We start from the raw sequence: 13,895 nt of genomic DNA on the forward strand, positions 1-13,895 counted from the left end.
GTTATTGAAAGAAACGGTGGAAGAAAAGCAGCTGGTAGTGGATGGAGTTGCTCCAGTAGCTCCAGTCGTGCTGTCCCGGCCGTTCTGTATAATCGTGATCAATTCCTTTTTCAAGCAGCTTCTGATGTAGCGCTCTGTTCACATCGATGAAAAAATCTTTCACGCCGCAGTCAATAATCATCGGCAACGTGCCTGGCTGAAGTTTATTAAGCTGTCCCATTACCGTATAGGCGGTCCAGTTAGCCCCGTCTTTGCCAGGTTCCCCCAGCATCTTTACAATTTCCCAGCTTTTAGGAAATGGTCTGAAATCCACCCCTCCGCTGATACTGCCGGCAGCACCGAACATTTCCGGGTGCCTGATGGCCAGATACAACGCGCCATGTCCTCCCATACTGAGCCCGGTAATAGCGCGGTGGCGCGGATCGGGCAGGGTCTGGTAATGCTGGTCGATGTAAGCCGGTATCTCCTTTCCTACGTAGGTTTCAAAGCGCATGGAGCTATCGAGGGGGCTGTCAAGGTACCAGCTCATGAAAGCGCCGTCGGGGCATACGATCATGCATTGATAGGTATCTGCCAGTTCCTTGATGGCCGGTACTTTGGTGACCCAGTTGGCATAATTGCCGCTGTAGCCATGCAGTAGGTACACTACCGGATAGCGGCGGGTGCCTTCTTTATAGGAAGCGGGCGTTACGACCACACATTTGTAGCTGCGGTGCATCGTCGCGCTGGGGATGTTGACAGTGTCCACATTGGCCGCACGAAGCGTTTGCAGGCCGAAAAACAACAGTAAGAGGGTGAGCGTGTATTTCATCAACGTTATTTATTAAGGGCTTTTTTCATCGGGTTATCGCCGGTAGAAGCGCCTCTCACTCCTCCACCATCCTTAAACATCTCAAACCGGGACGGAGCAGCTTCTCTTGGCCAACTGTTATTGCTTTCATCGATATCAGCGGTTTCGCGGAGCGGGTCCAGCTTCAGTGATACTACCTTTTTATCTTTGGCAAATACTTTGGTCACCTGATTTTCATTCTTACGCCAGATATACGCAGAGATACGTTCTGTTTCTTTAGTGCCGTCCGCAAACGTCCATTCTAAAATGACCGGCATCACGAGTCCGCCTACATTGGAAAAAGTCACCTCATAGAAGTTCTTTTTGCTGTCATACATTTCTTTTTCCGCCGGTGTCAGGTTGTTATAAAACTGATCATAAGCGGCTTTATCTTCCGGCGCTACTTCAAAGCGGTTCCATTTGCTGTAGAAATCCTGCAGGCTGGTATCCTGGTCCACTGCAAATTTAGTACCGGCAGCTTTGTTACGTTGGCGGGCCACGTGGTCCATATTACGCTCATAATCCGCTTTAGCCTGCTGGCTGCGGTTAGCCGGATTTTTGCTGGCGAGGTTGTACCATTTTACGCTGTCGATGGAAATATCCACCGGTTCGATGGTGTAGAACCATCCACGCCAGAACCAGTCGAGGTCTACCGCAGAAGCATCTTCCATGGTACGGAAGAAATCGGGCGGTGTGGGATGTTTAAATGCCCAGCGACGTGCATATTCACGGAAAGCGAAATCAAACAGCTCGCGGCCCATCACGGTTTCCCGCAGGATATTGAGTGCTGTGGCCGGTTTAGCATAGGCGTTCGGACCAAACTGAATAATATTTTCTGAGTTGGTCATAATAGGCTCCAGCTGATCTTTCGGCATCTTCATATAGTCCACGATCTTATGAGCGGGGCCACGGGAAGAAGGGAAGTTGCCGTCCCATTCCTGTTCAGCCATAAACTGGCAGAAAGTATTGAGGCCTTCATCCATCCAGGACCACTGCCGCTCGTCGGAGTTAACGATCATCGGGAAGAAGTTGTGGCCCACTTCGTGGATGATCACGCCGATCATGCCGTTTTTAGTGGATTCTGAATAGGTGCCATCTTTATCCGCACGGCCGTAGTTAAAGCAGATCATCGGATATTCCATACCGTTGGCCGCTTCTACAGAGATAGCCACCGGATAAGGATATGGGATGGTATGGCTGGAGTAGGACTTCAGGGTATGTGCTACCACTTTGGTAGAATAACGGCGATACAGCGGATAAGCTTCCGGGCCGTAGTAAGACATGGCCATTACCTTATTGCCTTCCACATTCGCAGCCAGTGCGTCCCATACCAGGCGGCGGGAAGACACCAGGGCGAAGTCACGTACGTTCTGCGCTTCATAGACCCATGTTTTACGGCTACCGGCTTTGTTTTGCATGGCTTTCTTTGCGTCATCGAGCGTCACTACTTCCACCGGCTCTTTGCTGCTCTGTGCCTGCTGCCAGCGCTGATATTGCGCAGGAGACAGCACTTCTTTATAGTTCTGGCATTCGCCGGTAGCCCCTACGATATGGTCGGAAGGCACGGTCAGGCGTACACGGAAATTACCGAAGGTGAGGGCAAATTCTCCTCTGCCGGTAAACTGTTTGTTCTGCCATCCCTGGAAGTCGGAATACACCGCCAGGCGGGGATACCATTGGGTGATGGTATACAGGTAGTTTTTATCTTCCGGGAAATATTCATACCCTCCGCGGCCGCCGGTGGTCATACGGTCGGACAGGTTGTACCACCATTCTACTTTGAAACGGTACTTCTCGCCCGGCATCAGCGTTTTAGGCAGATCGATACGCATCATGGTCTGGTTGATGGTATAGGGCAGCGCTTTGCCATCAGCATCCGTCACCTTCACGATTTTCACGCCCAGATCGCCTGTAGGCGGCAGGATACCGCGGATGTCCCGCAGGGTCATCTTATCGGTTATTTTGCTGCCATCGAAGCTGCGGTTATCACTTTTCGGATCGTGCTCGTTTTCATCCAGCTGCAGCCAGATGTACGTCAGCGGGTCGGGTGAGTTATTGAAATAGGTGACCGTTTCAGCGCCGGTGAGCCGCTGTTTGGTGTCATCCAGTTCTGCGTTGATCTCATAATCTGCCCGCTGTTGCCAGTATTTAGGCCCGGGAGCACCGGAAGCGGAGCGGTACATATTGGGCGTCTGGAGCATAGTGCCCAGCTGCTCAAAGCGGTTACCGTGGTTAGATCCCGGATTCTGTGCCTGCAGTGCCATCGCTGTGCTGCATAAGATACCCAGGAGGTAAAGATTTTTTCTCATAGAGGTTTTTACGATTTCAGATTTAGATTTTAGTTATTCAACAGCGCTCTCACACCCTGGATCACCATCAGGAAGGCAACACCAAAGGTGGCAGAAGATAAAAACATGTTCCAGTCGCGACGGCTTACCCGCCCGATATTGACGATAATGCCGGCCACCAGCATCACCACTGCCACAATCAGGACCTGGCCAAATTCCAGTCCGATATTGAATCCCAGCAGCGGTTTGACGATGTTTGCCTGGCTACCCAGCAGACTTTTCAGGTAGTTGGAAAAACCCAGTCCATGTATCAGCCCGAAAAATAAAGCATAAAAATAATTGAGCTGCAGGTGCTGCGGTGCTTCATCTCTTCGTAAAATGTTGGATAGCGCTGTAATACAGATGGTTACCGGAATCAGGAACTCGACCAGCGAACTGGATACCCGAATAATGTGTAATACACTCAAAGCCAGCGTAATAGAATGTCCGATAGTAAAGGCGGTCACCAGGACCAGCAGCTTTTTCCATTCATTCACCACATAAATAGCGCTCAGGGCAATCACAAAAAGTATATGATCATAACCTTCCCAGTTGAGTATATGTTGCCATCCCAGCTCAAAATACATCAGATCCATTGCCCTTCTTTTGTCTAAATTTGGTAATTATAGAAAGTAAAAATTAATTTTCCCAAAAAAAAATAGTCTAGTGGGGTTATTATTATGTAAATGGTGGACAGTGGCCTGGATGGCCATTCTGCACCCGTTCTATGTGAGTGTTACAGAGATTACGCACAATGCTGCCAAAAAGGAGCTGGAAGTCAGCTGCCGTATTTTCGCTGACGACCTGGAAAATACCCTCAAAGCACAATACAAAACATCTTTCGATATCATCAAACCGGTCAACCGGCAACAGGTAGACAAAATGATCGCTGCATATCTCTCCCAGCATCTGCAAATCACCCTCGACGGCAAAAAAGTGCCGCTGCGTTTTCTGGGCTATAAGATAGAAGAAGATGCCGTCTGGAGTTTCCTCTCCGCTGATAACGTTACTGTACCGAAGAAAGTGGGCGTGATGAATGACCTGTTATATCAGCAACATCCCACGCAGATCAATATGATACACGTGATCGTAGGTGGAAAAAGGCAAAGCACCAAACTGGATAATCCGAAGGCGAATGCGGTGATGGAGTTTTAATATAAAAGTTATCCTTGCGGAAATAGCTATTCAAACTTCGGAAAGATGGATACCCGTTCTTTTTCATTCAACGGACTGGCAGTTCACCACTATCAAAAATATCCCGGCAGACCGGTCATCGTGTTCCTGCACGATTCCCTGGGCTGCACCGCTTTATGGCGCGAGTTTCCCCAACAACTGGCAGATGCTACCCAATGCAATGCGCTCATATACGACCGCCTCGGTTACGGCCTGTCAGCACCGATGCCCGCGGGCGAAAGGCCCGTCAGCTACATGGAAACGGAAGCAGCTACACTAAATGGATTACTCACGCATCTGGAAATGGAGCAGGTGATACTGTTCGGTCACAGCGATGGCGGCTCTATTGCTTTGATTACCGCCGGCAAGTATCCCGAGCGGATAAAAGCCGTTATCTGTGAAGCAGCGCATATTTTCGTGGAAGATATAACGCTGAAGGGTATACGGGATGCCATGCATGTATATCAAACTACGACCCTGCCACAACGCTTGCAAAAGTATCATGGCGACAAAACAGACGCGCTTTTCGCGGCATGGACAGAAACATGGACCCGCGCGGATTTCAGGGATTGGAACATCGAACATTTCTTACCCGAAATTACTTGTCCACTGTTATTTATTCAGGGAGAAGCAGACGAATATGGAACGATGGCACAGGTGGAAAAAACCGTTAGTCAGGTGAGCGGTAATGCTTCACAGTATATTGTACCGGGCATCGGACATACGCCGCATAAAGAAGCCCCGGCATTGACGCTCGGGGCAGCTAAAGCATTTATTGAAATGTTGGCATTTTAACTCCTATTATCCACAAACTTCACCGGCTTCCGGCTGTTCTCCGGAAACTGCATCCGCATAATATCCTGCTGGCCGCAATACTTCACTTGTGGTATCACCCTTAATTTAGCCTGCAGATAGGATTTGATCTTCCGGTCCATTTCCTCTGACTCTTCTGTGGGCCAAACGTGCATCAGTATTTCGTCGGTGCCGAGTTCATTGGAATATACTTCCACCACAAACTCTTTCACTTCTTCCATATCGTTGAGCAGGTCGAACAGGGCAGGCGGATATAATGTAGTGCCTTTGTATTTGATCATTTGTTTTTTCCTGCCGATAACCGGAGACAGTCGCAGCGTATGTCTTCCGCAGCTGCATATTTCGTCGTGATACTGGCAGATATCGCCGGTTTTATAGCGAAGCAGCGGCATACCTTCCACGCCCAGCGTGGTGATGGTTACTTCTCCTTCCTGTCCCGGGGCCACGGGCTGGTTGTTTTCATCCAGCAGTTCCACATAGAGCAATTCAGGATGATGATGCCCGCCTTTGCCTGCTTTACATTCGGTGAAGGCCGTTTGCATTTCTGTGGAGGCATAGGTGGAATAGAGCTGGATATTCCACTGCTCGGTGATCTTCTTGCCCAGCACGTTGAGCGAGAAATCGGTGTTACGGATATTTTCACCGATACAAACTGCTTTACGGACAGACGTCTCGTTGATGTTGATATTATGCTCCCTGGCGTAGGCTATCAGTTTCACGATGAAAGAAGGCACGCCTACGATAGTGGTAGGTTTGATGCGCTGAATATTCTCCCACTGCATGCTGGGCACGCCCGGGCCTACGCGCAGCACGCCGGCGCCCAGTTTGCGGATACCGTTGTAATAAGCCATACCGGCCATAAACTGACGGTCCAGCGTCAGCATCAGCTGGAAAATATCGCTATCGGTACCATCGGCGCAGCAGAAGGAGATGTATTCGTTATAGCTGAGGCGTTGCAGGTCTTTCTCTGTGAGCGCAATGATCACCGGACGCCCTAAAGTACCGGAGGTAGTGGTATATTCCGCGATATGGCTTTTATCTACGCAAAGGAACTCCCAGTTATGCTCCTGCAGCTCCTGTTTGGTTACCGGAGGGATGAGGCTGAACGCTTCCAGGGAACGGACTTTATCAGGGTGTATGTCATGTTGTTTGAACCACGATCTGTAGAAGGGAGAAAACTCACGCAGATAGCCGAGCAGCCTCAGGACTTCCTTCTCCTGAAATGCCCTGATGGCGGCTTTTGACTGTAGTTCTATATCGGGAATGTACATATGTTACGATATTCAGCTTTCAAGAATTACCATTGCCACGGCAGCATTTTTTTCATGTGACAAGGACACCCATATTTTTTTAACACCCAGCGATGTAAACCGGGCATTGTCTGTCAGCAGAAACAGTTCCGGTTTTCCGGCCGCATCGTTGCGGACCTCTATTTCATTAAAGTTCACGCCGCCGTTGCCCCAGCCGGTGCCCAATGCTTTCAGGAATGCTTCCTTCGCGGCAAAGCGGGCGGCATAACTCTCCTGTGGCGCTGCCTGCTGCTCACAGTAAGCGATCTCCAATGGCGTAAACACGAGGTCGCGAAAACTGCTTTTAGCCAGTCTTGCTGCGATACGCGCTACATCCGTGATATCTGTGCCTATACCAACAATCATTTCTTTGACAGTTTAGCATTGCATTGTTCCAGCTGTTTGCGGATATGCATTTCCTCGCCTTTGGTGGCTATCACCTTGGTGAGCGCTGTTTCATAGTATTGTTTTGCTTCCGCGAAGTTACCTTTTTTGAAATCGTAATCACCTGCCAGCACATAAGTGTGATAATACTCCGGATTGGAGGTGACCAGTGCTTTGGTATCGATGTCTTTGCCATCCTGCAGTGCTGCTTTCAGCTGGCGGTATACTTTAAAGGAAGTGTATTCGTTGGTCAGCAGGAAACTGTCGGCAGGAACACGCTGTACACTATCGTATACTTCATGATCACTATCGAGGCCATGCATGCTGAAGATTTTATTCAGATCGTATGCCACAAACTGCCCCAGCTGCCATGGCGCGGCAGATACCCACACCATTTTTTTCTTCGGCTCAAACACGATGGCATGATGCGCAATGAACTGGTTGATCGCCTTTTCATTGCCCAAACCGATATTGGCGCCGTGCAGCCCTTTGCGGTCGCGCAGTATGTTGATGGTCTTCTGCACCGTGTTAGGCCCGTTTTCTTTCAGCAACTCGTTTAAACGTTCGTAACGATATTCCGAAGCGCTTTCTTTGATTTGTAATTTGTTGGATTCCAGGCTACCGAGTGAATCGCCCTGAAAGTGATTGGTGCAGGTGATGAAGTTCTTTTTAGGATCATAGAGGTCCATGCCTTCCGGGGTCTTTTCGATCACGACTGCTTTGTTATCTTCCGCGGAGCCGATCAGGAAGGATTCAGACACAAACATCTTTCTCTTTTGTGCGATGGCCCAGGCTTCCTGTATGTTACGGGCGTATTGCAGTATTTCCCTGGCCACCAGCGACACAGGCGTGGCAGCGCCGGTAGGCACGCTGGTTTTGGCGGCATTAATCGTCACGGTGAGTCCCTTGTCGTTCATGCCGGATACGACGCCGGTAAAACCGCCCCAGGTAACAAACATGAAGTTATGGCCCTTATCGGGGTGATAAAACACCACCATTTTATCCTCGGCGAACTTGTCGCCCATGTAGAAGTCAAAATTGCGGCCGATAATCAGATTACTGTCGGCAGAATTGCTGTTCCACGTACCGAAAGAGGTGCAGCCTACCAGCATCATGCCTTGCAGGGCATGGCCGATATCGTGGGCGCCGTGGTAGTTCATGAGCCTTTCATAGTTGCTGCCAATGAAGTCGTAACCGGCAGCCGCTGAGAAAGATTCTCCATAGATCTCCTCCTTGAATTCCTCCGCCACATGATCACTCAGGTTTCTGTTGAACCAACCGATGAAATATTTCAGGAAGTGGAGATAAGACGCAGAAGGGATCATTTTGCGGATCTGTTCCACAAAAACATCTTCCTGATGACGGATCAGTTCACCGGACAACTTCCCATTGATCACTCCTCTTTCGAAAGGAGCGCCTTCCACATACATCTCATACAGCCCGCTGTTGCTTTTACGGAACCAGTTATTGCCAATGGTCCAGGCGGTGCTGTCCAGCGCTTTGCGTTGTAGCTGCAAGGCCGATTGATCGGCTATCTGCGGCGGTGTCATCCGGCTGACAGACACCAGGTATATGGCCAGCGCAACGAACAACAACAGGATGGCGCCAAACGTATATAACAGCACCCGCCCCAGTCTCCGCCATCCGCTTCTTTTTTTCTTTTCCACTTTTATTTGAGTATTGACTGATTAATTTCTTCTACCAAAAATTCCATTCCCAGTAGTTCTGCGGAAGTGATCACACTGCTCATGGTCACCCCTAAAATACCATGCAAGTTCAGGTTTTGCCCGGTAAGATACAAATTAGACAACCGGGTACGGGCCGAAACCATGGTCCGTAGCGGGTCTGCACTATCTTTCAGGATACCGTACATGCTGCCGTCGCTGGTACCGATATAATCCCGGTAGGAAAGCGGAGTAGCCACGGAATACGACTGCACACAGTGGCGGAAGTCCGGGAATTTTTGCGCTACCGCCGCCATCAGCTGCTCTGCCTTTTGTACTTTAAAAGCCTCATAGTCAGCCCCTCTGCCGGATTCCATCCTATCGGTATTAAAAGTATGCTGCCAGGGCGCCAGCTCGTCGTAACGCATATATGTCATCACGGAAAGGCAGTCGGCATACTTTTCATGCCGGGAGCTGGCAGATACGTAAATGGCGTAGGTCTGCGGCCATTGGTCCGGTGTACAATCAATCCCTGCCCAGGCATCATCTGTGGCATGGTGGTAGTAGTTATGATTGAGATAGGGAAATGTACCGGGCTTCAATACCACATTGAGTACAAAAGCCCCGGTGGAATTCTCCAGATGCTGCATACGGGTACGGTAAGCACCGCGTATGGCATCGCTCTCTGTGATGGCTGTTGTCTGGGCGGGATGCAGGTTGGAAATAAAATAATCGGCGCTCGCCTTTTCTCCGCTTTCCAGCACCACATGGTCCACCCGGTCTCCCTGGCCAACGATCCTCCGCACTTCGGTATTACGAATAACAGTTCCGCCATTTTCGGTAATGCACCGGCACAGCAGGCGGGCTATCTGCGAGCCGCCATCCACACATTTCCAGGAACTCTGCATATAGCTGTTTAACACCAACGCATGTACGTAAAAAGGTGTTTTATCCTTTACGCCGGCGTATAACAGGTTATTGCCTGCCAACACCTGCTGTAGTCTGTAATTGTCGGTAAAACCTTCGATCACGCTGGCGGCATTCAATGGCAGCACGCTGCGTTTTTCGTCATAGTCGCCCAGCCGCAGGTTGTACAGCGGGAACTTGCTGCACACTTCGCTGATCTTATCGCAATAGGCATGCAGGGCGTCGGTTTCCCCCGGAAAATCGGCCGCCAGGGTGCGGATAAATTGGTCCCTGCCCTGCGCCATCCGGTATACTTTATCTTCTGTGCCCAAATTGATATGGTCGAAGCCGTCGGTGTCCATCCGTTTCAGCTTCAGCTTGTCCATAATGCCCAGATAGGAGAATATTTTGTACAGGTTCTCACCCTGCCCCAGTCCGCCGATATAGTGCACACCGGAGTCGAAGATGACTTTGTCGCGGGAAAAGGTTTGCAAACAACCACCTGGCTGGCGATTCTTTTCGTATATGCGTACTTTATAACCATTCCGGCTGAGGATGGCTCCACATACCAGTCCGCCAAGACCACTGCCGATAATGATCACATCATAGTTGTGCATAATTTTTTTGGGGGGATTTTTTAATAACAAATATTACATTGGATGTATAACGGGTATTGTCTATTTCTTCTGCTACTGCTCCATATTTGCTTACCAGACCACGCACATGCGTGGCTGAAAAGAACGATAATTCCTTGTTCTTCGTCTTATTAAATCCTATTACCCGGGTTGATAAAAATTCAGTAAATCTTGTGCCTTCGTGCCGCCTGGCTTTGTCTGCATCACCGTCCCGTACCACGATCACACCGTCGGGCGTGAGCCTGCTGATGCACTGTTGCAGCAGCTGTTCCTGCTCGTCAGGTTGCAGGTAATGCAGCACATCGCTCAGAATGAAGGCATCATATTTTTCGAACGGTGTAGCTGAAATATCACCGTGGATGAATTGCAGGTTCTGTGGTTTAGCGTAACCATGGGCCGCAGTGATAATTTTTTCTTCGTCATAGTCTATGCCGGTAATCTCCCGGCCTGGCGCCGCATAGGCCAGCATATAACTCATAAAACCATATCCACAGCCAAGGTCCAGGATACGGCCTTCTGTAGGCAGCAGCTGATGAAACAGTTCATAATTGCGTTCCAGGCTGGTTTTTACTTTCATATACCATTCCAGCACAGGTCCTTTATAGATAAAGTTGTATTTCAGCTGCTCCCGGAAATAAGAAGGTATTTCTATCTCCTGGCGCAGGTTTTCATATTCCTGTTTAAAATAACGGCTGATAGATTTCGTACGGGCGCTGTAGTTATCTCCCCAGCGCTGATCTTCCGGCGTAATGCGCGGCAGGTACTTCACCGTCACGTGACCGTCTTTCAACAGGAAATCGCCTTTCGACATCGTGTAGGCGGTGCCGTGAATAACGATCGGCAGAATATCCAGGCCCAGTTGTTCTGCAATATAGAAAGCGCCTTTGTGGAAACGCTTGATTACCGGGTCAGGAGAGCGCGTACCTTCCGGATACACCACGATGGAATATCCTTCTGCCACACGTGCTTTCAGCTTATCAATAGCACCTTCCGCCCCATCTGCCACCGGATAGTAGTCGGCCAGCCGTACCACGGCGCCGAATACCGGCGACCGCCACACCCACTGGTTGGTGAGCAGAATCACTTTCGGATGCAGCATGGTAGACACCAGAATATCCAGGAAGGACTGATGGTTGCTGATGATCACTGCCGGCTTTTTCAACTGCTCGTTGTCCGGATTGATAATACGTTTCTTTACGTTGGTCATGATATACAATACACTGTGTGTATAGGCAGACAGGATACGGTGATACAGCAGCTTGCCCTTTTCTTTATTGACCGGATTAAGACGGATCAGGATATTACCCAGCAGCGTCATGATCAGACAGCCGATGGTGAAGTACAGGAATGAAAATACGGACAGCACCCAACCTTTGAAGGTCCAGGGCGCATAGCCTTTGTTCACGCGGTTGGTGATCAGCCAGTTGAACAGCACCGGTATCATCACCTGAGAAATCAATACCACGGTGCCGATACCGATAATGGAAATCAGCGCTATCGACTTCAGCGACGGATGTTGCGCGAAGATCAGTACACCCAGTCCCAGAATAGTAGTGATAGCGGAAAGGAAGATAGAGGATTTGAAAGACGACAGGGTTTTCCTGCCGGTTTTGTATTCCTGCAACAGCCCATCCATCATAAATATGCTGTAATCATCTCCCAAACCAAAAATAAAGGTAGACAGGATGATGTTGACAATATTAAACTTGATACCGAACAATCCCATGATGCCCAATATCCACACCCAGCTGAGTGCCATCGGGATAAAGGTGATCAGCGCCAGCTCTATGCGGCCGTATGACAGCAACAGGGCCAGGAACACCAGTGTGGAGGTCATCCAGGCGATGCTGTTGAATTCATCTTTGATCACTTCCACCAATCGGTTGGCAGCGTATTGTTTATCCAGTACGGTGGTATGTGCATGCTGATCGAGGGCCGCGTACACTTCTTTTTTACGCGCCGGGTCTACTTTCAGCAGCGTTACAATAGAAGTACGGCCGTTCTTCTCGATGATAAAATCACCCAGTGTGCCTTTGCGGAAGGTTTCCAGATCTTCCTTCGCCATAGGCTGATAAGGTGTATTCAGCAAGGCAGCAAACCTATCGAAAGCGGTAGCGCTGAAGCCCACTGCTGCGCCGTGGCTGCGGAGCCAGGTAAGCAGCTGCGCCTGTTTTTCCGGCGTCCAGTAATGTTTCCAGCGTTCTATGCGGGCCTGTTGTTCTTTCTCAGACAACAGCAGCGTTTGCACGCCGGCATATTTTTTCACTATACCAGCTGTCTGCAGTCGGCTAATGGCGGGCGTCAGTTGTTCCGTGTTTTCCAGTGCCGCTTCCAGGTTGTCGCCGTCAGACACCACATACACAGACTGCGCCGTATAGGCATTGATGTTATTCAGGTGTGCTTCTGCGGCCTTCAGCTCCGGCGACATGAAGTTCATCCGCATCATGTCACTTTCAAAAGACACGTTGCGGGCGGTAAAGAAAAACACGATCGTCAGCAGGAAGATAGCGCCCACCAGATATTTATTGCGCTCCGGCCTGAGCGCGGAGAAGCGGTCCAGCCAGTTGTCATGATGCTCCGCCGGTTGGCTGCTTTTTTTGCCCAGCACAATCCAGTGCGGCAGGAAGATCAGGGAGAACAGCGCGGCGCCTACCAGGCTAAGGGCGGCAAACAGCCCTACGTCGCGCAGCATCGGTGAGCCCAGAAACTGTAAACAGAGAAAACCGCCGATGGTGGTGAAGCTACCCAGCGTCATGGGCGTGGCCAGATCGGCAATCACTTCCCGGATGTCGGCAGTATGGCGATAGTGATTGAACACATGCAGCGAATAGTTCACCGCAATGCCCAGCACCACAGCGCCCGCGCCCAATGCCATCACGGCAATATGTCCTTTGAGCAGGTAAATGCAGGCCAGGGAAAACAGTCCGCCGAAGATCACCGGCAGCATCACCACTACGGGAGCCCGTTTCTTCCGGAAGAACAACGCTATCAACGCTACCAGTAGTACAATGGTGATGCCCTGCGTAAGCAGTGTGTCCTGCCGCAGCTGCGTGGCATTGCCGGCAGAAACAGCGGTACCACCGAAATAGCTGACGCTCACGTCAGGGAATTGGCGGGAAAGGCTGTCTTTGATATTATCCAGTCCCGCCAGGAACTTAGCATTGATTTTCGTAGCACCGGGAGGGTTAGCCGGTGTAATAAATATCATCAGATGACGGTGGTCTTTCGTCATCACATAGTTATCGTACAATTCAAACTGATCATCGTACTGAAGGTGTTGCAGCTTTTTGATGCCTATCCAGGAAATACCCACGGGGTCCGCCTGTATTACTTTCTTCAGTACCAGCCCTGCGGGGGAGATCAGCGTATTGTAATCGTATTGCAGGGAACGTTGCAATTGCTCCGGCGCCAGCAGGCTATCTATTTTCGTATAGTCGCCCGATTCCAGGAAGATGGGCAGATTTTTCTGGATGAGGTCCATCATGCCTATTACCTGAGCATCTTCTGTTTGCCCCTGTATCTGACGGATGTAAGGCGACAACTGGCTACCGGCGGAGGCCACCAGGGAAGCGGCGCAGGCGGTAAGGCTATCCGGCAGCGGCGCTTTGCTGGTATCCTTCCAGGACAGCGTCACCACCAGTTTATCGGCAAATTTGGAATCCTGGAAAACCTGCTGCAACTTATCCAACTTCTTGTCCTGCGGCAGTATTTTGGTAATATCTTCTTCCAGCCTGATACGCGACGCGAAAAAGCCAACCAGCACAAAGCTTATGATGGTACAACACCATAACGCCAGCTTGTGACGGTCAAAAAAATTATAAATCGCTACGAAAAGACTGCTCATATATGAATCAATTACGAATTACGAATTAGGA

At 50.1% G+C, this 13,895-nt stretch carries 10 protein-coding genes; 2 read left to right on the forward strand and 8 right to left on the reverse strand.

Features of this window, described 5'->3' with window-relative positions; all coding sequences use genetic code 11:
* Position 1: 1 nt before the first annotated feature.
* From ICL55_RS17540 to ICL55_RS17550, 3 genes are read right to left on the reverse strand one after another with little or no spacing between them, the layout of a single operon-like run.
* Positions 2 to 811, reverse strand: coding sequence for an alpha/beta hydrolase (locus ICL55_RS17540; RefSeq protein WP_188099576.1), 810 nt, complete (start codon positions 809 to 811; stop codon positions 2 to 4).
* A gap of 5 nt (positions 812 to 816) precedes the next feature.
* Positions 817 to 3,138, reverse strand: a complete 2,322-nt coding sequence (locus ICL55_RS17545; protein WP_188099578.1) for a M1 family metallopeptidase — start codon at positions 3,136 to 3,138, stop codon at positions 817 to 819.
* A 29-nt stretch (positions 3,139 to 3,167) separates the two neighbouring features.
* Positions 3,168 to 3,752, reverse strand: coding sequence for a HupE/UreJ family protein (locus ICL55_RS17550; protein WP_188099580.1), 585 nt, complete (start codon positions 3,750 to 3,752; stop codon positions 3,168 to 3,170).
* A gap of 70 nt (positions 3,753 to 3,822) precedes the next feature.
* On the opposite strand from ICL55_RS17550, the gene ICL55_RS17555 reads away from it, so the two are divergent.
* Positions 3,823 to 4,311 carry a DUF6702 family protein gene (locus ICL55_RS17555; protein WP_188099582.1) on the forward strand — a complete coding sequence of 163 codons (489 nt, stop codon included), beginning with the start codon at positions 3,823 to 3,825 and terminating at the stop codon, positions 4,309 to 4,311.
* A gap of 45 nt (positions 4,312 to 4,356) precedes the next feature.
* Positions 4,357 to 5,124, forward strand: a complete 768-nt coding sequence (locus ICL55_RS17560) for an alpha/beta fold hydrolase (RefSeq protein ID WP_188099584.1) — start codon at positions 4,357 to 4,359, stop codon at positions 5,122 to 5,124.
* On the opposite strand, the gene flxY is transcribed toward ICL55_RS17560, so the two are convergent.
* Genes flxY through ICL55_RS17585 form a run of 5 tightly spaced genes read right to left on the reverse strand, consistent with a single transcriptional unit; the run spans position 5,121 to position 13,864 of the window.
* Complete coding sequence (gene flxY, locus ICL55_RS17565; RefSeq protein ID WP_188099586.1) at positions 5,121 to 6,413, reverse strand: flexirubin biosynthesis putative acyl-CoA ligase FlxY; 1,293 nt, start codon at positions 6,411 to 6,413, stop codon at positions 5,121 to 5,123. The genes ICL55_RS17560 and flxY overlap by 4 nt on opposite strands.
* 12 nt (positions 6,414 to 6,425) lie before the next feature.
* Positions 6,426 to 6,797 carry a holo-ACP synthase gene (acpS, locus tag ICL55_RS17570; protein ID WP_188099588.1) on the reverse strand — a complete coding sequence of 124 codons (372 nt, stop codon included), beginning with the start codon at positions 6,795 to 6,797 and terminating at the stop codon, positions 6,426 to 6,428.
* The gene (locus ICL55_RS17575) at positions 6,794 to 8,482 is read right to left on the reverse strand and encodes a C45 family autoproteolytic acyltransferase/hydrolase (RefSeq protein WP_343067810.1); all 1,689 of its coding nucleotides are present in this window, start codon (positions 8,480 to 8,482) and stop codon (positions 6,794 to 6,796) included. Before ICL55_RS17575 ends, acpS begins: the two co-directional genes overlap by 4 nt.
* A gap of 2 nt (positions 8,483 to 8,484) precedes the next feature.
* Complete coding sequence (locus ICL55_RS17580; RefSeq protein ID WP_188099590.1) at positions 8,485 to 10,002, reverse strand: phytoene desaturase family protein; 1,518 nt, start codon at positions 10,000 to 10,002, stop codon at positions 8,485 to 8,487.
* Positions 9,989 to 13,864 carry a trifunctional MMPL family transporter/lysophospholipid acyltransferase/class I SAM-dependent methyltransferase gene (locus tag ICL55_RS17585; RefSeq protein ID WP_188099592.1) on the reverse strand — a complete coding sequence of 1,292 codons (3,876 nt, stop codon included), beginning with the start codon at positions 13,862 to 13,864 and terminating at the stop codon, positions 9,989 to 9,991. Before ICL55_RS17585 ends, ICL55_RS17580 begins: the two co-directional genes overlap by 14 nt.
* Between the last annotated feature and the right edge of the window lie 31 nt (positions 13,865 to 13,895).

Origin of the sequence: Chitinophaga varians, from assembly GCF_014529945.1 — a bacterium.
Taxonomy (GTDB): Bacteria; Bacteroidota; Bacteroidia; order Chitinophagales; family Chitinophagaceae; genus Chitinophaga; species Chitinophaga varians.